At 68.8% G+C, this 20,024-nt stretch carries 21 protein-coding genes and 1 pseudogene; 12 read left to right on the top strand and 10 right to left on the bottom strand.

Annotation, left to right across the window (positions count from 1 at the left end; all coding sequences use genetic code 11):
• Positions 1 to 17: 17 nt before the first annotated feature.
• The gene (locus AB0C26_RS26065) at positions 18 to 158 is read right to left on the bottom strand and encodes a hypothetical protein (protein ID WP_360252573.1); all 141 of its coding nucleotides are present in this window, start codon (positions 156 to 158) and stop codon (positions 18 to 20) included.
• Between the two features lie 165 nt (positions 159 to 323).
• Here AB0C26_RS26065 and AB0C26_RS26060 point away from each other — a divergent pair, with 165 nt between their 5' ends.
• From AB0C26_RS26060 to AB0C26_RS26030, 7 genes are all read left to right on the top strand, one after another.
• Complete coding sequence (locus tag AB0C26_RS26060) at positions 324 to 1,016, top strand: DUF4191 domain-containing protein (protein ID WP_360252570.1); 693 nt, start codon at positions 324 to 326, stop codon at positions 1,014 to 1,016.
• 121 nt (positions 1,017 to 1,137) lie between these two features.
• The gene (locus AB0C26_RS26055; protein ID WP_360252567.1) at positions 1,138 to 2,295 is read left to right on the top strand and encodes an ROK family transcriptional regulator; all 1,158 of its coding nucleotides are present in this window, start codon (positions 1,138 to 1,140) and stop codon (positions 2,293 to 2,295) included.
• A gap of 76 nt (positions 2,296 to 2,371) precedes the next feature.
• Positions 2,372 to 3,637 (top strand): ABC transporter substrate-binding protein, encoded by a 1,266-nt coding sequence (locus tag AB0C26_RS26050; RefSeq protein ID WP_360252564.1) that lies wholly within the window; start codon positions 2,372 to 2,374, stop codon positions 3,635 to 3,637.
• Positions 3,638 to 3,640: 3 nt separating this feature from the next.
• Positions 3,641 to 4,564 (top strand): sugar ABC transporter permease, encoded by a 924-nt coding sequence (locus tag AB0C26_RS26045; RefSeq protein WP_360252561.1) that lies wholly within the window; start codon positions 3,641 to 3,643, stop codon positions 4,562 to 4,564.
• Entirely contained in the window at positions 4,561 to 5,436 is an 876-nt protein-coding gene (locus tag AB0C26_RS26040; RefSeq protein ID WP_360252558.1) for a carbohydrate ABC transporter permease, read from the top strand. The genes AB0C26_RS26045 and AB0C26_RS26040 overlap by 4 nt, the downstream gene beginning before the upstream one ends.
• Positions 5,433 to 6,689, top strand: coding sequence for a 6-phospho-beta-glucosidase (locus AB0C26_RS26035; RefSeq protein ID WP_360252555.1), 1,257 nt, complete (start codon positions 5,433 to 5,435; stop codon positions 6,687 to 6,689). The genes AB0C26_RS26040 and AB0C26_RS26035 overlap by 4 nt, the downstream gene beginning before the upstream one ends.
• Positions 6,686 to 7,675, top strand: a complete 990-nt coding sequence (locus tag AB0C26_RS26030; RefSeq protein WP_360252552.1) for a BadF/BadG/BcrA/BcrD ATPase family protein — start codon at positions 6,686 to 6,688, stop codon at positions 7,673 to 7,675. Before AB0C26_RS26035 ends, AB0C26_RS26030 begins: the two co-directional genes overlap by 4 nt.
• Here AB0C26_RS26030 and AB0C26_RS26025 read toward each other — a convergent pair.
• Positions 7,672 to 8,058, bottom strand: a complete 387-nt coding sequence (locus tag AB0C26_RS26025) for an RDD family protein (protein ID WP_360252549.1) — start codon at positions 8,056 to 8,058, stop codon at positions 7,672 to 7,674. The genes AB0C26_RS26030 and AB0C26_RS26025 overlap by 4 nt on opposite strands.
• A gap of 203 nt (positions 8,059 to 8,261) precedes the next feature.
• Between AB0C26_RS26025 and glnA the strand changes: the two genes are divergently transcribed.
• The gene (glnA, locus tag AB0C26_RS26020) at positions 8,262 to 9,686 is read left to right on the top strand and encodes a type I glutamate--ammonia ligase (RefSeq protein ID WP_360252546.1); all 1,425 of its coding nucleotides are present in this window, start codon (positions 8,262 to 8,264) and stop codon (positions 9,684 to 9,686) included.
• Between the two features lie 221 nt (positions 9,687 to 9,907).
• Here glnA and AB0C26_RS26015 read toward each other — a convergent pair.
• Positions 9,908 to 10,072: pseudogene (locus AB0C26_RS26015) on the bottom strand (IS630 family transposase); the annotation flags it as partial.
• 571 nt (positions 10,073 to 10,643) lie between these two features.
• Here AB0C26_RS26015 and AB0C26_RS26010 point away from each other — a divergent pair.
• Positions 10,644 to 11,072 carry a hypothetical protein gene (locus AB0C26_RS26010; protein ID WP_360252543.1) on the top strand — a complete coding sequence of 143 codons (429 nt, stop codon included), beginning with the start codon at positions 10,644 to 10,646 and terminating at the stop codon, positions 11,070 to 11,072.
• Here AB0C26_RS26010 and AB0C26_RS26005 read toward each other — a convergent pair.
• The 3 genes from AB0C26_RS26005 to AB0C26_RS25995 are packed head-to-tail and all read right to left on the bottom strand — an operon-like array spanning position 11,008 to position 15,052.
• A complete protein-coding gene (locus tag AB0C26_RS26005) occupies positions 11,008 to 14,070 on the bottom strand; it encodes a BTAD domain-containing putative transcriptional regulator (RefSeq protein ID WP_360252540.1) in 3,063 nt (1,020 codons plus the stop codon). The genes AB0C26_RS26010 and AB0C26_RS26005 overlap by 65 nt on opposite strands.
• A gap of 37 nt (positions 14,071 to 14,107) precedes the next feature.
• Complete coding sequence (locus AB0C26_RS26000; protein WP_360252537.1) at positions 14,108 to 14,566, bottom strand: phosphoribosyltransferase; 459 nt, start codon at positions 14,564 to 14,566, stop codon at positions 14,108 to 14,110.
• Between the two features lie 30 nt (positions 14,567 to 14,596).
• A complete protein-coding gene (locus AB0C26_RS25995; RefSeq protein WP_360252534.1) occupies positions 14,597 to 15,052 on the bottom strand; it encodes an MSMEG_6728 family protein in 456 nt (151 codons plus the stop codon).
• Positions 15,053 to 15,137: 85 nt separating this feature from the next.
• Here AB0C26_RS25995 and AB0C26_RS25990 point away from each other — a divergent pair, with 85 nt between their 5' ends.
• Entirely contained in the window at positions 15,138 to 15,560 is a 423-nt protein-coding gene (locus AB0C26_RS25990) for a DUF6210 family protein (RefSeq protein WP_360252531.1), read from the top strand.
• A gap of 193 nt (positions 15,561 to 15,753) precedes the next feature.
• Here AB0C26_RS25990 and AB0C26_RS25985 read toward each other — a convergent pair whose 3' ends face one another.
• The 3 genes from AB0C26_RS25985 to AB0C26_RS25975 all read right to left on the bottom strand — a co-directional run bounded on the left by AB0C26_RS25985 (position 15,754) and on the right by AB0C26_RS25975 (position 17,503).
• On the bottom strand, positions 15,754 to 16,263 hold the full coding sequence (locus AB0C26_RS25985) for a hypothetical protein (RefSeq protein WP_360252528.1): 510 nt from the start codon (positions 16,261 to 16,263) through the stop codon (positions 15,754 to 15,756).
• A gap of 238 nt (positions 16,264 to 16,501) precedes the next feature.
• Positions 16,502 to 17,071, bottom strand: a complete 570-nt coding sequence (locus AB0C26_RS25980; RefSeq protein WP_360252525.1) for a hypothetical protein — start codon at positions 17,069 to 17,071, stop codon at positions 16,502 to 16,504.
• Positions 17,072 to 17,074: 3 nt separating this feature from the next.
• Positions 17,075 to 17,503: a hypothetical protein gene (locus AB0C26_RS25975; protein ID WP_360252522.1), complete on the bottom strand. Its 429-nt coding sequence runs from the start codon at positions 17,501 to 17,503 to the stop codon at positions 17,075 to 17,077.
• Between the two features lie 298 nt (positions 17,504 to 17,801).
• Here AB0C26_RS25975 and AB0C26_RS25970 point away from each other — a divergent pair, with 298 nt between their 5' ends.
• Positions 17,802 to 19,142, top strand: coding sequence for a pentapeptide repeat-containing protein (locus tag AB0C26_RS25970; protein ID WP_360252519.1), 1,341 nt, complete (start codon positions 17,802 to 17,804; stop codon positions 19,140 to 19,142).
• Here AB0C26_RS25970 and AB0C26_RS25965 read toward each other — a convergent pair whose 3' ends face one another.
• On the bottom strand, positions 19,143 to 19,379 hold the full coding sequence (locus AB0C26_RS25965; protein WP_360253148.1) for an esterase-like activity of phytase family protein: 237 nt from the start codon (positions 19,377 to 19,379) through the stop codon (positions 19,143 to 19,145). It lies immediately after the preceding gene.
• 366 nt (positions 19,380 to 19,745) lie between these two features.
• Here AB0C26_RS25965 and AB0C26_RS25960 point away from each other — a divergent pair, with 366 nt between their 5' ends.
• Positions 19,746 to 19,883 carry a hypothetical protein gene (locus AB0C26_RS25960; RefSeq protein ID WP_360253188.1) on the top strand — a complete coding sequence of 46 codons (138 nt, stop codon included), beginning with the start codon at positions 19,746 to 19,748 and terminating at the stop codon, positions 19,881 to 19,883.
• The last annotated feature ends 141 nt before the right edge of the window (positions 19,884 to 20,024 follow it).

The raw sequence follows: 20,024 nt of genomic DNA, 5'->3' as shown, positions 1-20,024 counted from the left end.
CCCACGGGGGTGCGACATCAAGGAGCCGCCGCCCGCCGCCACCGCCGGCGGGGCCGGGCGGTCCGCACCCGGCGCCGGGCCGAGGCCTGGTCGATCAGTGACGCGACGCGCTGGTGGTGCATGTCGAGCTGGATGTGCGGATCGGCGTACGGGAACATCGGTGCCCTCCAACGAACGAAGCGGTTGACACCGAGAACACTTCGCGCGAAGGCACCCCGCGGGCATGGGGAGGGAGCCTTACCTACACCCGTCGCAGCGGCCGCGGGAGACGTAAGACCGCCCACCCCACGTAAGGCGTACGCACACCACTACACTTCCGGGTTATGGCAAAACCCCAGGAGAAGGTGTCGTTCGGCACGCGCCTGAAGCAGATCGGGCAGGTGTTCTCGTTCACCGCGAAGCAGGACAAGTGGTTCACGCCGCTGCTCATCGCGGCCGTGGCCATCCCGATCGCGCTCACCGTGCTTGTCGTGCTCCTGGGCGCCGGCTGGATCTACATCCCGATCGGTGTTCTGGTCACCCTGCTGGCCGCCGTGATCGTGCTCAACCTGCGGTCGAACGCGGCGATGATGAACGCGGCCGAGGGCCAGCCCGGCGCCGCCGCCTCCCTGGTCGAGAACATGCGCGGCGACTGGCGGGTCCGGCCCGCGGCGTCGTCGACGACGCAGTTCGACATGGTGCACATCGTGATCGGCAAGCCCGGCGTGATCCTGCTGGCCGAGGGCCAGCCGCAGCGCGTGCGCGGCCTGCTCGGCCAGGAGAAGAAGCGCCTGTCCAAGGTCATCGGCAACGCGCCGCTGTACGACTACATCATCGGCAACGGTGAGGGCGAGCTGCCGATCAAGAAGCTGCGGACCACGCTGATGCGTATGCCGCGAAATCTGACCGGCAAGGACGTCAACTCGCTCGACAAGCGCCTCGGCGCTCTGATGGCCCGCCCGCAGATGCCGAAGGGCGCCATCCCGAAGAACATGCGCCCGAGCAAGGGCGCGTTCAGGCAGCAGCGCCCCCGCTGAAGACGCAGGTAGTCAAGGGCCGGTACCGCACACGCGGTGCCGGCCCTTGACATATGTCGATACGCCTCCTAACGTCCCGGCCAACTGTTAAAGAGTTTGCCAATCAAGGGGGCGACGAAGCGTGACCCGTCCGGCCGGCTCGTCGAGGCTGCTGCGCACGATGAACGCGAGCGCGGCACTGGCCCACCTGCTGGACCCCGGCATGCTCACCCGGGCCGACCTGCGCAGGCTGACGGCGCTGTCCACCCCCACGATCTCCGAGGTGCTGCGCCGGCTCACCGAGGCCGGCCTGGTCGTCGTGGCCGGGCACGACAGCGGCCGCCCGGGCCCGTCGGCCGAGATCTACAACGTCAACCCCGAGGCGGCGTACGCGGCCGCGGTCTCCGTGCGCGACGTCGGCCCCGGCGGCGCCCCGTCGGTCGTGGCCGCCCTGTGCGACCTCACCGGCCGGGTGCGCGGGCGCGCCGAGTCCGCCGTCGACTTCGCGGCCGAGGACCCGCTGACCGCCCTGACCGGCGTCCTCGAGAACCTCCGCGACGAGGCCGGCGTCCCGGCCGACCGCGTCCGGCACGTGCAGTTCGGCGTGCCCGGCTCCTACGACCCGCGGACCGAGACGATCCGCCACGTCGACGTTCCCGGGCTCGGCCGTACGGGTCTGGTGCCGGAGCTCGCCGCCGCCCTCAAGACCGAGATCGGCGTCGACAACGACGTCAACCTGGCCGCGATCGCCGAACGCCGGCGCGGCGTCGGCCGCGACGCCGAGGGCTTCGCCCTGCTCTGGCTGGGCGAGGACGGCCTGGGCCTGGCCATCGACCTGGCCGGAACGCTGATGCGCGGCGCCCGGGGCGGCGCGGGCGAGATCGGCTACATGCCGCTGCACACGAACGGCGACCGCCGGGACCTGCACGACCTGATCGCCGGCCCCGCCCTGCTCGAACTCGCCGGCGACGAGAACACGAACGGGAACCGGACCCCCGCCGACGTCGTCCGCGACGCCGGCGGCGACCTGCTCACCGAGATCGCCGACCGGATCGCGGTCGGCGTGGCCGCGGTGATCGCCGTGCTCGACCCTCACCTGGTAGTGCTGGCCGGCCCGATCGCTCAGGCCGGCGGCGGCACGCTCCTCTCCGCGGTGCGGGCGGCCCTGCGCCGCGCCGCCCCGCTGGAGAGCGAGATCGCCGTGACCGCCATCGACGACGACGCGGTGCTGCTCGGCGCGCTGGACGCCGGCCTCACCGCGGTCCACAACGCCCTTCTAGCCGACATCCGCAACAGCTGACCCCCTCATGAATCGGAAGGCCACTGTGAACAAACGGATCCCCCATGCCCTTTTTGCCCTGACAACAGCGGTTATCGTGGCAGCCGGCTGCACTCCGGCCCCGAATGAAAACAAGATCGCCGATCCCGGTACGGAGGTCTCCGGCACCGTCGAGCTCTGGCACTTCTTCACCGAGCGCGAGGCCGACGCGATCGCCCAGGTGGTCAAGGACTTCGAGAACAGCCACCCGAAGATCAAGGTGACGGTCAAACCGGGCCAGGACGACTCCAAGGTCACCCAGGCCATCGGCGCCGGCAACGGACCGGACGTCGGCCTGTCCTACTCCACCGACATCGTCGGCAAGTTCTGCTCCTCCGGCGCCTGGATCGATCTCAAGCAGTACATCGACCGCGACAAAGTGGACCTGGCGAAGCTGAACGCGACCACCCGCTCGTACACCGAATTCCAGGGCAAGCGCTGCGCCATGCCGTTCCTGGCCGACGCGTACGGCATGTTCTACAACAAGGACCTGTTCGCCAAGGCGGGACTCGACGGGCCCCCGAAGACCCTCGACGAACTCACGGCGTACGCCAAGAAATTGACCGTCAAGAATCCCGACGGGTCACTGAAGACGGTCGGGTTCCTGCCGCTGTACGACTTCTACGAGAACGCGGCCGCGCATCTCGCTCCGGCCGTGGGCGCCAAATGGCTGACCGACGACGGCAAGTCCGCGGTCGGCACCGACCCCGCGTGGAAGACGCTGCTCACCTGGCAGAAGAGCCTGGTTGATTGGTACGGGTACGACAAACTCACGAAGTTCCGGGCCGGCCTGGGCGACGAGTACAGCGCCGACAACGCCTTCCAGAAGGGCCAGGTCGCGATCAACATCGACGCCGAGTACCGCCTCGCCTTCGTCAAGGACCAGGCACCGAATCTGAAGTACGGCGTCGCGCCCATCCCGGCCGCCGATCCCGCCAAATACGGCGGCGGTTACGTCACCGGCAACATTCTCGGCATCAGCAAGAACGCCAAGAACCCCGAGGCCGCGTGGGAGCTCATCAAATATCTGACCACCGACGACCAGGCCGTCATCAAACTGGCCGGGCTGCTGAAGAACATCCCGACCACGACCGCCGCCATCGCCGATCCGGGACTGCAGTCGGACGCCAATTTCAAGACGTTCATCGACATCTTCAGCAACCCGAACTCGTCGACCACGCCGCCGTCCGCCTCCGGACCGGCCTATCAGGAGACCTTCGGCCAGTTCCTCAACAGCTACCAGTCGGGCAAGGTCAAGGACCTCGACGCCGGCCTGGCCGACGCCGACAAGCAGATCAACAGCGTCATGACGCTGGGCGGATAGCCGATGTCGGCCAAAGTGCGGAGAAGCCTGACGACCTTCTCCTTCCTGGCGCCGGCGCTGATCGGCATCGCCGTCTTCTTCCTCTATCCCCTGGGTTCGGCGGTCTACTTCTCCTTCACGAAGTTCGACCTGCTGTCGGTGCCGGAATGGGTCGGCCTGGACAACTACCGCCGGATGGCGGACGACCCGTTCCTGCTCCAGTCGATCCGCAACACCCTGTGGATGGTGGTCGTCTTCGTCCCGGTGCGGATCATCGGGGCGATCGGCCTGTCGATGCTGCTGACCCAGCTCAAGCGGGGCGCCGGCTTCTTCCGGACGCTGTTCTACCTGCCCGCCCTGGTGCCGCCGGTGGCCGCCACCATCGCCTTCGTCTACCTGCTCAAGCCGGGCACCGGCCCGGTCAACCATTTCCTGTCCACGATCGGCATCGAGGGCCCGCTCTGGTTCAACTCGCCGGCGTGGGCCAAGCCGTCGCTGGTCCTGCTCGGCCTGTGGGCGATCGGCGACCTCATGGTGATCTTCCTGGCCGCCGTGCTCGGCGTGCCGGCCAGCCTGTACGAGGCGGCGTCGCTGGACGGCGCCAACGCCTGGCAGCGCTTCCGGGCGATCACACTGCCGACGATTCGCCCGGTGGTCCTGTTCGCCGCGGTCACCGGCGTGATCTACACGTTGCAGTACTTCGACCAGGCGGCGGTGGCCGGCTCGATCGCCAGCGGGCAGGCCACGGTCGGCGGCGGGATCTCGAGCAACTTCGGCTTTCCCGAGGGTTCGACGTTCACCTATCCGCTGTGGCTTTACACCGTGGGCTTCCGCTACAGCGCCCTCGGATACGCGAACGCGCTCGCCATCGGCCTTTTCGTGGTGGCGCTGGCCGTCACTCTCATCCTGCTACGCCGGGCCAAGGCCTTCTCCGGGGAGGAATCATGACCGCCGTCCTGGAAAGGCCCGTGCGCGTCGAGCCGGCCGCTTCCGTCAAACGCCAGCGGCGGCTGGCCTGGATCGCCCGGCACAGCATCGCGATCGTGCTCGGCATCATGTTCCTGACCCCGGTCGTCTACCTCGTGCTGCTCTCGCTGATGACCAGCGACCAGGCTCTGACCGCCGACTACTGGCCCAACTCGTGGCACCCGGAGAACTACATCCGGGTCTTTGAGGTGACGCCTCTCCCCCGCTATCTGCTCAACACCGTCATCTACGCGGTGACGTCGACGGTCCTGGTGCTGCTGTCGAGCGTTCCCGCCGCGTACGCGCTGGCGAAACTGAGGTTCCGCGGCAGCAACGCGCTGTTCCTGCTCGTGATCTGCGTGATGATGCTGCCGCCGCAGGTCGTGACGGTGCCGCTCTATCTGATGTGGGCCCGGTACGGCCTCACCGGCTCGCTGTGGCCGCTCATCATCCCGGCGCTGTTCGGCGACGCGTTCTGCATCTTCCTGCTGCGGCAGTTCCTGCTCACGATTCCCACCGAATATCTGGACGCGGCCCGGGTCGACGGCTGCGGTGAATGGCGCACGCTGCTGCGGGTGGTGCTGCCGATGGCCCGCCCGGGTATCGCGGCGGCCGGGCTGTTCCAGTTCTTCTACTGCTGGAACGACTATTACGGCCCGCTGCTCTACACCAGTGAGAACGAGAAGTCGTGGACGTTGTCGCTCGGGCTGGCGTCGTTCCACAGCGTCCATCACGTCGACTGGAATCTGGTCACGGCGGCCACCGTGCTGGCCATGGCCCCGCTCATCGTCATCTTCTTCTTCGCTCAGCGCGCGTTCGTGCAGGGCATTACCTTGACGGGCTTCAAAGGATGAAAATCGCTGTCGTCGGCGGCGGGTCGACGTACACACCGGAATTGGTCGATGGTTTCGCCCGTCTCGGGCCGATGGTCACCGAGCTGGTCCTGATCGATCCGGCGGCCGAGAGGCTGGAGATCGTGGGGGCGTTCGCCGCTCGCATACTCTCGCATCACGGGCACCCGGCGAAGATCTGGTGGACCTCCGATCTGGACGCGGGAGTGACCGACGCCGATGTCGTGCTGATCCAGCTCCGCGTCGGCGGCCAGAACGCGCGCATTCAGGACGAGACGTTCCCGCTCGACTGCGGCTGCGTCGGCCAGGAGACGACCGGCGCCGGCGGGCTGGCCAAGGCGCTGCGGACCGTGCCGATCGTGCTCGACGTGGCCTCGGTGATCCGGCGCCGGGCCCGGCCGGGCGCGTGGATCATCGACTTCACCAACCCGGTCGGCATCGTCACCCGCGCGCTGCTCGACGAGGGCCACCGCGCCGTCGGGCTCTGCAACGTCGCCATCGGCTTCCAGCGGCGATTCGCCGGATTCCTCGGCGTCGAGCCGTCGCAGGTCACCCTCGAACACGTCGGTCTCAACCACCTGACCTGGGAACGCGCGGCCTATGTGGACGGCGTCGATCGTCTGCCCGATCTTCTCGAAGCCCATTTGCCGGAATTGGCGGCTCAGGTCCATCTGCCCGAGCCTCTGCTGACGACCCTGGGCAACGTCCCGTCGTACTACCTCTCCTATTTCTACGAGCACGACCGTCACGTACGGGAATCGCTCGGAGCTCCGACGCGGGGCCAACAGGTCGCCGAGATGGAGGCGACGCTGCTCGAGATGTACCGCGACGTCGGCCTCGTCGAGAAACCGGCGCTGCTCGGCCAGCGCGGCGGCGCGTACTACTCGGAGGCGGCGGTCGGGTTGATCGCTTCACTGCACGGCTATGACGACAACGCGGTCCACTCGGTCAATGTGCGCAACAAGGGCACGCTGCCGTTCCTGCCGGACGACGCGGTCATCGAGGTCTCGGCCCGGGCCGGCGCCGACGGCCCCTCGGTGCTGCCGGTCAACCCCCTGCCGCCCGATCTGAGCGGCCTGGTCACGCACGTTTGGGGGTACGAGGAACTGGCGCTCGACGCGGCACTACGGGGCGGCCGGGAACGGGTGTACCGGGCACTGCTCGCCCACCCGCTGGTCGGGCAGCACACGCCGGCCTCCGCCCTGGCCGACCGGCTGATCGCCAGCGGGCGCGACCACCTCGCGTGGGCTCGATGAGCGGGCTCTACCTGGCCATCGACGGCGGCAACTCCAAGACGGACGTGGTGCTCGGCACGGCCTCCGGCGAGGTGCTGGGCCACGTCCGCGGCGGCACGTCCTCGCCGCACAACGTCGGGCTGGACGGGGCGATCGCCGTCCTGGACGATCTCGTCCGCTCGGTGGTGCCGGACGGGACGGCGGTCGACGTGGTCGCGGCGTACATGGCCGGGGCCGACCTGCCGATCGAGGTGAGCCGGCTGCACTCGGCGATCACGGCCAGGGGGTGGGCCCGGCGGGCGCTGGTCGACAACGACTGCTTCGCGCTGCTGCGCTCGGGCACCTCGATGCCGGACGCGGTCACCGTGGTCTGCGGCGCCGGAACCAACTGCGTGGGGCGGGCGGCCGACGGCCGTACGTCCCGGTTCGTCGCCCTGGGCCCGATCTCCGGTGACTGGGGTGGCGGCCACGACCTGGCCGATCAGGCGCTGCGGCTGGCGGCCCGGGGCGAGGACGGGCGAGGGCGGCCAACCGCGCTGAGCAGGGCCGTCGCCGCGCACTTCGGGCGGCCCACGGTCGAGGCGGTGTCCATCGCGCTGCACCTGGGCGAGATCTCCCGCGACGAGATCCCGTCGCTGAGCGAGCTGCTGTTCGAGGTGGCGGCGGCCGGCGACGTGGTGGCGGCCGGGCTGGTCAGCCGGCAGGCGACCGAGATCCTGGCCCAGCATCGGGTGGCCGCCGGGCGGCTGGACCTGCTGTGGCGACCGCACGCGCTGGTCCTGGGCGGGTCCGTGCTGCGCGCGCGGCACCCGCTGCTGCACGACGAGGTGGTGGCCGGCGCACGACGACAGGCCCCGCACGTGGAGATCTCGGTACCTGACGTGCCACCGATCACCGGGGCGGCGTTGCTGGCGATGGACGCCCTGGGCGCACCGTCCTCGGCCGAACCCCGGCTGCGGGCGGCCCTTGCGGTTGGGGCGCCCCGCTCCGTACGTACCGCAGCCTAAGCGTCTTTTGTCGTTTTTGTGACGACGGACTTGGCGGCGCGGTCGTGCAGGCCGCGGCCGTCACCGTCGTTGATCAAGGCGGGGATGACCAGCGCGAGGAGAACGGCCCGGATCAGGGCCCGGACGATGCCGATGGCGCCGCCGTCGACGACCGAGACGATCCGGACCCGGGCCAGCATCATGCCGAGCGTCTGTCCGAACAGGCCGACGAAGAGGGCGTGCACCACGACGAAGACGCCGAGCTGGGCCCACGGGTTCGTCCGCAGGTCGTCGACGAAGAACGTGGCGACCAGGGTGGCCAGCCCCCAGTCGATCGCCAGGGCGACCAGCCGGCGGCCGAAGCCCGCGAGCTCCACCTGTCTGAGGTCGATCGCGTCCGCCATGGGGGAAAGGGTACGCGGGGCGGTTTCGGTGACCCGGCACACGCCCCGGCCACCACGCGATAGATTCACTCACGGTGTTCGTAACACGGCAGAAACATTTGGGATACGCCGGGGCAACTCCCACCCCATAGCGTCGCTGCCAGCCTAGCCACGCGGCGGAACCACGCCGCCCCGGTCTCGATTTTTCGCGCCAGGAGGACGTGTTGTTCGCCAATCCCGAGGAACTCCTGCGATACCTCAAGGACGAGGACGTCAAATTCGTCGACGTGCGGTTCTGTGACCTGCCCGGCGTGATGCAGCACTTCAACATGCCGGTCGAGTCGTTCGACGACAGCGTGGTGACCGACGGCCTCGCCTTCGACGGATCCTCGATCCGCGGGTTCCAGGCCATCCACGAGTCCGACATGATGCTGCTGCCGGACGTCACCACGGCCTTCATCGACCCGTTCCGCATCCAGAAGACGCTGGCGCTGAACTTCTTCATCCACGACCCGTTCACCCGCGAGGCCTACTCGCGTGACCCGCGCAACGTGGCGAAGAAGGCCGAGACGTACCTGGCCTCCAGCGGCATCGCCGACACCGCGTACTTCGGCGCCGAGGCCGAGTTCTACATCTTCGACTCGATCCGCCACGAGACGAGCGCCCACCAGTCCTTCTACTACATCGACTCGATCGAGGGCGCCTGGAACTCGGGTCGCGTCGAAGAGGGCGGCAACCGGGGCTACAAGACCGCCTACAAGGGTGGTTACTTCCCCGTCGCGCCGGTCGACCACTACTCCGACCTGCGCGACTCCATGGTCCGCCGCCTCATCGACGTCGGCTTCACCGTCGAGCGCTCGCACCACGAGGTCGGCACCGCCGGCCAGGCCGAGATCAACTACAAGTTCTCGACCCTGCTGCACGCCGGCGACCAGATGCAGATGTTCAAGTACATCATCAAGAACACCGCCTGGGAGCACGGCAAGACGGCCACGTTCATGCCGAAGCCCCTGTTCGGCGACAACGGTTCGGGCATGCACACCCACCAGAGCCTGTGGCTGAACGGCGAGCCGCTGTTCTACGACGAGACCGGCTACGCCGGCCTGTCCGACACGGCCCGCTGGTACATCGGCGGCCTGCTGGCGCACGCGCCCAGCCTGCTGGCGTTCACCAACCCGACGGTCAACTCGTACCGTCGCCTGGTCCCCGGCTACGAGGCCCCGGTCAACCTGGTCTACTCGCAGCGCAACCGCTCGGCCTGCACCCGCATCCCGGTGACGGGCAGCAACCCGAAGGCCAAGCGCGTCGAGTTCCGCGTCCCGGACCCGTCGGGCAACCCGTACCTGAGCTTCTCGGCCCAGATGATGGCCGGCCTCGACGGCATCAAGAACAAGATCGAGCCCCCGGCCCCGATCGACAAGGACCTCTACGACCTCCCGCCGGAGGAGTGGGGCACCGTCAAGCAGGTCCCCGGCTCCCTCGACGCGGTCCTGAACAGCCTCGAGAACGACCACGAGTTCCTGACCGCCGGCGGCGTCTTCACCGACGACCTGATCAGCACCTGGATCGACTGGAAGCGCGCCAACGAGATCGACCCGGTCCGCCTCCGCCCGACCCCCCACGAGTTCGAGATGTACTACAACGTCTGATCCACCCGACGCCCGAAACGGCGGTCACCTCGGCTCCCCGCCGACGTGGCCGCCGTTTCGCGTGCGACCTCGAACACCGCCGAGGCGCGCTGCCACTGTCGAGGACTTGGCGAAGCAGTGGCGGCGGCAGCTCGTGAACCCCGGCACCGGCCGGCTCGAGGCGGCCCTCGAGACAATCGTTCTTCGCCTGGAAGGCTGTCTGATCGGCTAGCAGGCCTTCATCACCCTTCGAGTGGCTGACGGTGGACGGCCTTGGCGAGGATCTGGCCGGCGGTCCTGGTCCAGCGGAACGGCCGGCAGCGTTCGTTGTAGCCGTCGATGAACGCGCGGATCGCGCCGATCAGATCCGGCACGCTGGTGAAGCTACCCCGGTGGATGGCCGTGCGTGCGCCGTTCCGCAACGTCGAACCGCGTCGGCAGCAGCGGCGCGGTCCGGTCACGCCCGGCCGGCCCGAGCGGGGCAAGTCGGCCAGCGCGGCGATCCACCGGGCCAAGAACCGGCGCAGCCGCGACAGACATGTCTCAGGCGTCGCCCACCTATCATCCGTACGGCACTGAAACGATCGACATCAATGGAATTGGTACCGGCGGCGGCGACCGGCTTAACGTCGTTAAGAGGCCTGAAGTAATAGGACACCAGGACCGCTCCATGTGAGCGTCGAAAAATATCCAAAGTCGCACACAAAGTCCGATCGCGAGGCGTCGGCGATGTGCATTCTTGCCCAGACCTCAACAAGGCTGAGGCGAGGGCGACGATCTTTGGGAGGAACACCATGGATTCCAGCGATCCGGACGACGGCAAGATAGCGCAGGACCATCAGATCGGGTCGTTGACCCTCGGGGCACCTCCCGGCTCTAGGCAGCCCTCCGCGGAATGTTGTGCAATGTGGACTTTTGCTGATCTCCTCGAGGGATAGGATTGTGTGGGTCACGGTTCTTAATTTGCGGCGGCCGAGCATGTACGACGTTGTGCGCCAGAAGCTGTCGGGTGAAGTTTGTGACAAGACGTCGATCGAGTTCTCTGATGGCGGCGACATCGCGATCACCTTCGAGACCGCCGCTTCTGGTGCGGCGGAGGCCACCAGACTGGCGCTGGAGAGGTTCACGCGGCTCATGCTCTCGGCCGGACTCGTCCTCGAGCCCTACGCGATCCGCACCTACCCCTCCGGCAACGAGGTCGGCCCCTCCTTGGTCGGGACCAGTGAGATAGCCGAGATTCTGGACGTCACGAAGGCCCGCGTGAGTCAACTAATCAGGTCCGACACGTTTCCCGCACCCGTCGCGCGGTTGGCGATGGGGCCGGTGTATCTGGATTCGGCTGTCAGATCCTACGTTCGGAGGGCACGTCGTCCAAGCCGGCCGCGTCGGCAGCCGTTGCTGCCGTGATGCCGGAGGCTCGGGCGTAGGCCTCGTTGAAGGCCTTGTCTCCCAAAGCTGCCCGCGCCTCGGCGGTTATCCGGTCGACGTCGGGGACTGCTCTGTCCTTCGAGCCTCGTACGGCGTCGGCGGCGCCCAGGAGGAAGGCCGCCTTTTCCGGGTTGCCCTCTCGGAGGACCAAGTCGGCTATTCCTACCAGGACCACCGCTATCACCGGGGAGTCTCGGGAGTGGGCGGCCGCCTCCATCGCCTCCACGTGGCAGGTTCGGGCGGCTGACAGGTCGCCGGAGGCGGCGTCCACCAAGCCCTGGGTGCTCATCGTTATCGCTCGGAACTGGGGTACTGCGGCTGGGTGGCGCATCATGCGTACGGCCGCCTCCATGCTTCGGCGGGCCTCCGGTAGGTCGCCCTCCATGCGGGCGAATGTCGCGCTTCCGTACGCCACCGAGGCGTTCACCTCGGGGAGGTTGATTTCCTCCGCCGCCGCCTTCGCCTTTTTCAGGACCGTGCGGGCTTCCACCGCCTCGCCGGCCAGCCACAGCTGGTGGGCCAGTTTCACCTCCATCTGGGGCAGGTCCTCGCGTACGCCCACCTCGCGGACCAGGGCTATCGCCTCGCGCTGCCAGGTCACCGCCTGGGCGAAGTCGCCCCTGGACGCCGCCATGTCGCCCAGGGAGCTCAGGGTGAAGCCGATGCCCCAGCGTTCGCCGATCGCGCGGAAGCCGGCCAGGGCCTCGCGCATCTCGCGTTCGGCCACCTCGGGGCTCTGGCCGAAGTTGAGGCGCAGCTGGGACACCATCATTTTGGCCACCGCGCGCAGCCACGGGTCGGGGTCGTCGAACAGCGGCTCCGTCATGCGGAAACCGAGCTCCGGGTCGTTGCGGTCGTCGAACATGGCCGAGAGCGGGGCGATCATGCGGAGGGCCGGGTGCCGGGCGCGGCTGTCAGCGCCGGTGTCGCGGGCCGCGCGGAACTCCTGCTCGACCTGTTCGAGCGGCAGCGCGCCCTCCAGGCCGTTGATCGCCGCGTACGTGTGCACCAGCGCCAGGTCGTCGGTGTCCGCCTCGCCGGGCGGCATCGCGGACACGTCGGCCGCCAGCACCGCGCCCTCCGAGCGGTGGCCGCTCAGCCACCAGTACCAGCCCAGGCGGGCGACCAGCGCGGCCGCTGTCACCGTGTCGCCGGCCTCGATCGCCGCCCGTACGGCCGCGTGCAGGTTGTCGTGTTCGGCGGCCAGGCGGCGCAGCCACAGCAGCTGGTCGGCGGCGCGCAGTTGCGGGTCGGCCTCGGCGGTCAGCTCGATCAGCCAGGCGGCCAGGGCGAGCCGCTGGGACTCGGTCTCGCCGGCCAGGGCCAGCTGTTCCCGGCCGTACTCGCGGATCGTCTCCAGCATCCGGTAGCGGCCGTCCGGGCCGAGCACCAGCAGCGACTTGTCGACCAGGCCGCCCAGCACGTCCAGGCCGGTGCCGCAGACCCGTTCGGCCGCCTCCGCGTCGGCGCCGCCGGAGAACAGCGCGAACCGGCGCCACAGTTGTCGCGACGGCTCGTCGATCAGGTCCCAGCTCCAGTCGACCACCGCCCGCAACGTCTGGTGCCGGGGCAGGACGACGCTGCCGCCGGTGAGCAGGCGGAAACGGTCGGCCAGGCGGTCGGCCAGGACCGAGACCGGGAGCGTACGCAGGCGGGCCGCGGCCAGTTCGATGGCGAGCGGCATGCCGTCGAGCGCGCGGCAGATCCGTACCACCGCTTCGACGTTCTCCTCGGTGAGGGCGAAGCCCGCGGCGCGGTCGAGCAGAAGACGTACGGCCGGGAAAGCGGAAGCAATCGACGCGGCCGCACCCACCGGCGGGAGAGCCAGCGGCTCGACCGGGCGGAGCCGTTCGCCCGGAATGCCCAGCGGCTCACGGCTCGTGGTGAGCAGGCGGACGCCCGGCGCCGCGCGAAGCAGCGCGTCGGCCACCTGGGCGGCCGCGGTGATCAGGTGTTCGCAGTTGTCCAGGATGATCAGCATGTCGCGGCCGGCGACCGCGCTGATCAGCCGGTCGAGCGTCTCGCCGAGCGGCACCCGGCCCGGCACGTCGAGAACGGGGTGACCGCGCGGCACCAGCGTGTTCAGCACGGCCTGCGGCACCTCGGCCGGGTCGGTGACCGGGGCCAGCTCCACCCGCCACACCTCGCCCGGCACCTTCGAGCCGACCTCGATCGACAGGCGGGTCTTCCCGCTGCCGCCCGGCCCGAGAAGAGTGACCAGGCGATGCGCCCGAATTTCCGTCAGCAGGTACGTGATCTCCTGCTCCCGGCCGACGAAGCTGCTCACCTCGGCCGGCAGGTTGCCCCGCGCCCGGGTGGGCTCCTCGCGCAGCAGATCGAGGTGGAGTGCCGTGAGCTCGGCCGAAGGATCGGCGCCGAGCGTGTCGGCCAGCGCACGCCGGATCGTCTCGTAGACCTCCAGGGCGCGCGCCGGATTGCCGCCGGCCCGCAACGCCCGCATGAGCAGGGCCGCCAGCCGCTCGTCGAGCGGATGAGCGGCGAGAAGACCTTCCAGTTCGGGTACGGTGTCGCGGATGCCGATCTCGGCGGCGAGCCGTTCCCGTCGCGCGGTGTCCCGCAACTGCTCCAGCCGTACGGCCTCGGCCCGCGCCACGTCGGGGAAGTCGAGCTCGCCCCGCCACAGCCGCAGCGCGGCCGCGGGATCGACCGGCGCGAGCCGGGTGAACAGGTGAGCGTCGACCCGGTCGGCGTCGATGACCAGCCGGTATCCGCCGGGCGCGGCCTCGACGGTCAGGCCCGCTCTGCGCAGCCGCGACACGAGCGCCTGAAGCGCGTTCCCGGCCGCGGCCGGCGGATCATCGGCCCAGACGCCGTCGATCAGCCGGTCGGCCGGAACCACCCGACCGGCGTCGAGGGCGAGGAGCAGCAGGAGGGTACGCAGTCGCGCGCCCGCCACCGGCACGCTTCCGCCACCGTCGGCGCGCAGCTCCAACGGCCCGAGAACCGCGATCTCCACCCGTACGATTCTGCCCGCCCTGGCAAATCGGTTCGCCTCAGGTGAGGCTCGACCAGGGGAAGTTGATCCACTTGTCGGTGCGCTTCCACACGTACTCGCAATTGACGATGGTGTGTGGTTTTTCGTAGATGACGGCGGTGCGGACCTCGGCCGCGTGGGCCGAGCAGAAGTCGCGGACCAGTTTGATGGTCTCGCCGGTGTCGGCGACGTCGTCCACGATCAGCACGTTCGCGCCGGTCAGGTCGGTGACGCTCGGCTCCGGGCCCAGCATGACCGGGGTGTCCAGGCGCTCGTCGACGCCCGTGTAGAACTCGACGTTGACCACGTGCAGGTTCTTCACGTCGAGCGCGTAGCTGATCGAGCCGGCCGCGAAGAGGCCACCGCGGGCCACGGCCAGGATGAGGCCGGGACGCCAGCCGTCATCGGCGATCTGCTGGGCCAGGACGCGCCCCGCCCGCCCGAAGTCGTCCCAGGTCAGGATCTCCCGCTCGGTCACGCCACTTCCTTTCGATCTTGGTGGTTCAACCTACCCGGCGGTGGCCGGCCACACGTACGGGAGATCGTCGGGAAGGTCCGGGCCGAACAGCGGACGGTAGAAGTCCGGATCCTTGCGCAGCAGCGCCGAGCGGTGGCTGCGGTGCACAGCCTCGTCCCCGAGCCACGGGGGAAGTTCCTTCACCGACGCCAATTCCGATTGGGTACGGATGGGACGGCCCAAGCCGAGGTCGGCCACCAGGGTCGCCGCGCAGGTGTCGGAGCGACCGGAGGCGGTCCAGACGGCGCACATGTCGAGGCCGTACCGGACCAGCCCTTCGGCGTACCCCTGCCACATCTTCACCGCCGGGTGGTGGCGCCAGCCGTACCCCTCGACCGTCAGCCCCCGCAGAACCTGGATGGTCTCCACGCGCTGCTTGCCGAGCCGCTTCCGATCGAGCGCCTCGGCCGACGCGATGAAGTCCGGGTACGGCAGGAATGTCTGCATCCCCCGATTCTTCCCTGGTGGGGTGGCGCTACTCGGCGATCAAGCAAGAGAATCCTCGGGTGATACGCGACCTCTTTCCCCGCCGGTGACCGGCACCCGGCACGTCTCCCTCGACCCGGACGGCCTGGCCGGCCTGTGTGTCCTGGTCGCCGCCCCGACCGGAGTCGTCTACCACCACCAGTACGGCGGCACGGCCTGCCGCCAGGGCCGCCAGGAGGGCTTCCTCGTCCCCTTGGCGGCGTTCAGCGCCCTCGACGAGCTCCGCGAGATCTTCGAGGTCCACCTCGACAGCGTCGGCACGTGGAACTACCGCTGGCCCGACGAGGAACTGGACCACCTGCGCCGCGTCATCGGCGAGGTCTCCTACTGGGCCTCCGACGACGGCCGCAGCGAGGAGCCGAAGCCCCTGACCCTCGACGAGTCCCGCCTCGCCGACGTCGACGAGGCCTGGATCCCGGTCGAGACCCCCGACGGCCCCGGCATCCTCATCTGGCCTAACTCCGACTGACCGGACCGCCGAGCAGGACCGGAAGCCACTCATGGGCGGCAGGCTCCGCGTCGGCGGCGAGCAGAATCATCCCGAGCAGCGGCGCGAAGGCGAGAAAGAGCGGCCCGAGCCGGATCAAGCTGTCCGAGGTGGACCGGAACTTGGCGGAGCTGTACGCCGTCGGGCTGGCAAAGGTCGCCGGCTGGCAACCGTCCTAGCCCACGAAAGTCTGGAGGAGCAGCAGGCATCCGAGTACGAAGATGGTCGCCGGCACGATGATCCAGAACAGGTGCGACGAGACGGTGACCCGGTTGATCAGGCGGAAGGTCTGGTCGTACTCACCGGCGGCGGCGTCGGCCTCGTGTTTGATACCGCGCAGGCGGGCTGCCTCCGGCTGGTCCCCGAAGAAGCGCCGGTCGATCTCGGCCATGACGAATTCGGCGCGCCGCTTGTTCTTCACGTACCGCTCGGCGTAGGCGAACGAGTAGAAGGTGGCGAACAGGCTGACGACGACCAGGACGAGGCACAGGGCGCGGTCGTTCGCGTCGACCACCTTGTCGAGGGCCACGACCGCGATCAGCGCCGACGCCACCAGCATCGCGTAGTTGGTGGCGCTGGACCGCGTCGTCTCGATCTGCCGGGCGGTGGCCCGCAGCTCGGCGTAGTAGTCCCAGAGCAGATCCTTCTGAACCTTGTCCCGCTCGGACAGTTCCTCCATCGGCACGCCCCGCTCGTCTCGGGCTGACGGATCCCGGCCCCCGCAACGTATCGAGCCCCGCCCGTCATCGGCGTCGGCTCGGCGACATCCGCGCGTGACCCATGGCAGCTGGACAGCGTGTCGACCGCATTTGCTGGGGAAGAGCGCTCGCCCGGTCCTGGACAGCCGGAGCGCGTGGGGCGCCACGGGTGAACTCGGTGCCGGCCGCGCCGGCCTCTGCGTGATCGGGTCGGGCGGGTGCGGGTCAGAGGTGGTCGCCGGCTCGGACCAGGTCGGGGATCTCGGTCAGTTCGATGGGCTCGGCTCGGGCTCGGAACTGGCGGTGGGCTCGCTGGCGGGGCTCCGGTGCCGTGCGGCGGGTGGGGCTGGCCAGGTCGATCAGGCGGCCGGCCAGCAGGACCAGGAGGCCGGGGATCGAGCTGCGGAACAGGTTGGCCGAGCTGGTGGCCCACAGGGAGTTCAGGTACTGCTGGAGGCGGGGGGCGTCGGCCTCGCGGACGCCGGCCCGTCTGATCTCCTCCTGGATGGGGGTGACGGGCTGGCCCCGGTAGACGGCCATGGCCAGGATCAGGTCGGACAGGGAATGGCGGCCGGCGACCCTGATGTGTGTTTCCACGGTTTTCAGGGCCAGGTCGATGCCGGGCGTGCGGGAGATTCTGTTCTCCAGGACGTCGTCGACCAGGGAATCGCGGATTCGCCACAGTTCGTTGCGGTGCCGGCTGTGTACGACGTGCATCCAGAGAATCATCAGGACGGTCGGCATGGTGGCGGTCATGACGAATACGGCGAAGAGGAGCGCCGTTGTCAATGTCATCACTCAACCTTCTGGGTCGGCCCGCTGCTGGAAGATTTTCACTTCGAGTCGGTCGTGTCGTACCCGCAATTCCTGGATTTTCTTCTTTCGTTCCCGGCTCTGTTTTCCGGTGATCGCCCAGCCGGTCGTCAGGCCGAGGCACAACAGGAGCAGCACGATGTTCAGCGCGTCGAACCGGATGTCCTTTCCGGCCAGGTCGTGCGCGATCGGCTGCAGCGCCGTGAGCGGCAGCCACACGCAGACGATCCACAATGCCACCCGCGCGCCCTGGAGCAGGTGGTGGGTGAACTGGAAGACGAGCCGCGGCCGGCCCGGCCGGTCCCGCAACTGGGCGAGCTCACGCTCCGTTCGCTCGAGGCGTTCGCGCAATCGTGCGAGTTCCAACTCGTACCCGTCGTTCGGGCCGGACTGGTCTTCGATCGTTGAAGACATGCGCGGGATCTTAGCGTTGACACGCCAATTCTCCGCGAACCACGACGCGTTCGAAAATGCGAGATGAAATCACCTTCCCGTCTATTTCGGCGGCCGGCTTCTGCATCGTTACCGTTCCGTTCGCGCGCCACTGTCAGCGATGCGACAGTCCCTTTCGTGTTACCATCTTAAAGCGGTGCAAAACGGGTCAGCGGCAGCGTACCCCTTTCGTGTGACGCCTCTGTGCCGCCACTTTCTTGATGTACGAGTATCTGCGGTCCGTAGTTCGAACGAGGCCGTGCCGGAGTGTGATCGACAGGTGAGGTATTTCGTCCGCGCCGGCTATCTCGGCTCGGCCGCGCTCATGGGTGCCGCCCTGGCGGTTCTGCTGCGGCCATGGCGGCACTGGGGGCCGGTCGACGCCTTCCTGGGGCGGCACTGGCTTCCGCTCCTCCTCATCACGAGCGCCCTGACGCTGTTCGCCGTGACGCTGGTCAGGCAATGGGGCCGCCCAAGGGTGATCGCCCCGCCGGCCACCGAGCCGATCAAGCCGCTGCGGCCCGTGCCGACGTGGGTCGTGCCGGCCGGTGCCCTGCTGGTCAGCGGGGCCACGGCACTGGCGATCCTGTGGCTGCTGCACATCGCCAACCACGCGCAGGGCAACGCGGCGCAGGTCGCCCAGCTCAAGGTCACCGCTTTCCGCACCGGCCTGACCGTGGGCGCCGGCATGGCCGCGGGGCTGGGACTGCTGCTGGCGTTGCGCCGGCATCAGCTCGCGGAGCGGACCCAGCAGGCCACCGAGTACGACGCGGCGGAGCGACGGGTCACCGAGCTGTACGCGAAGGCCGCCGAACATCTGGGTTCGGACAAGGCGCCCGTACGGCTCGCCTGCCTGTTCGCTCTGGAACGGCTCGCGCAGGAGAACCCGAGCCAGCGGCAGACGGTCGTGGAGGTGGTCTGCGCCTACCTGCGGATGCCGTGCGACGGCAGCGAGGCGCCGATGCCGGAGCCGGCGAGCGCGGTGGATCCGCGAGAGGAACGACAGGTCCGCCTGGCGGCTCAGGAGATCCTCACCCGCCACCTGCGGCCGCGGCAGAAGGGCCCGAACCGGACGCTCACCGAGGACCCGAAGTACTGGCCGGGCATCGAGCTCGACCTGAGCGGCGCCGTGCTCCACAACTTCAACCTGGGCGTCGGCAACGTCAAGTCGGCGAAGTTCACCGGCACCCATTTCGCCGGGGTGGCGCATTTCAACTCGACCGAGTTCGCCGATTTCGCCGCGTTCGGCGGCGCGACCTTCGACGGCAACGCGTTTTTCCGGGAGGCGGTGTTCGGCGGCAAGGCCTGGTTTCAGAACGCCGCTTTCCACGGGAAGGTCAGCTTTGAGGACGCGGTCTTCCAGGCCTCGGTCATGTTCCACTCCTGCGTGACCAAGGGCGAGGTCACGTTCACCAACGCCGAGGTGGTGCCGGACGCCTGGGCCGAATACATCCTGCCGGCCGGTTTCCGGCACGACCCGGACGAGGGCCGCATCGTCGCGGTGGCCGAGGCGCCACCGGCCGTCACGAAGCCCCGAGCCCGAAAGACTCGAAGGCCCGTGACGACCGATGGCGACGCTGGGCACGAGACCACTGTACCCGCGACTAGGCCGGGTTCCTAGTCAGAAGATGCGGCCCAGGCGCAGGAAGACGGTTTCGCCGGTGGCGTCGTCGAGGGCGTCGTTGTCGGTGACCGCGTACGCCTGGCCGTTGCCGGCGATCGCCAGCCCCTCGACCTTGTCCTGCACCCAGCCGTGGCCGGCCTTCAGGGCCGGCAGCAGGTCCTTGACCAGCTTCTTCCGCACGGCCGGGACGCCGGTCCAGGTGGCCGGGACGTCGAACTCGTAGACCTTCTTGATCGAGGCCTGGGGGCCGCACGCCGCCCGACTCGGCCACGCCTTCGAAACCGTTCGTGGTGACGGCGGCGGCGATGTCGGGCCAGTAGCCGCCGTTCTTGCGCGCGGCGATGCCCTCGGCGTCGTACCCCATCGGCTTGTTGTTCCTGGTGACCGTGAGCTGGCGGGTGATCTCGGCCGGGCCGCGGGAGACGGAGACGGTGAGGATGCCGGGTCGGGGTGTAGGCCGAGTCGGTCACCGAGACCAGCTTGTCGCGGGTGCCGGGGACCGCCGACAGGGCCGACAGCGTGCCGAACGGGATCTCGTCGCGGGAGACGATCGACGGGAAACCGGCTCGGCCCACGCCGTAGATGGTGAGCGAGCCGCGGATGTTCGCGTCCGGGATCTCCTCTTCGCTGGAGACGATCACCAGGCCGCGCGACGGCACCACGACGACGCCCTCGGGGCCGTTCGAGGTCGGCAGGAGCTGCCGGAACTTCGGCCGGCGCGGGTTCGACACGTCGTAGACGGCGGTGAAGTTGCCGCGCTCGGCGTTGACGACCAGGTAAGGCGTGCCGTTGACGCGCGCGAAGGCCACGTTCTCGGGCTCGATGCCCTTGGCGTCCGAGCGCTTGTCCGGGTAGAGGCCGTGCTCGACGGCGATGTGC

It is taken from the genome of Actinoplanes sp. NPDC048796 (assembly GCF_040650035.1).
Lineage (GTDB): Bacteria > Actinomycetota > Actinomycetes > Mycobacteriales > Micromonosporaceae > Actinoplanes.
This window is presented reverse-complemented; position numbering and strand designations above follow the sequence as displayed.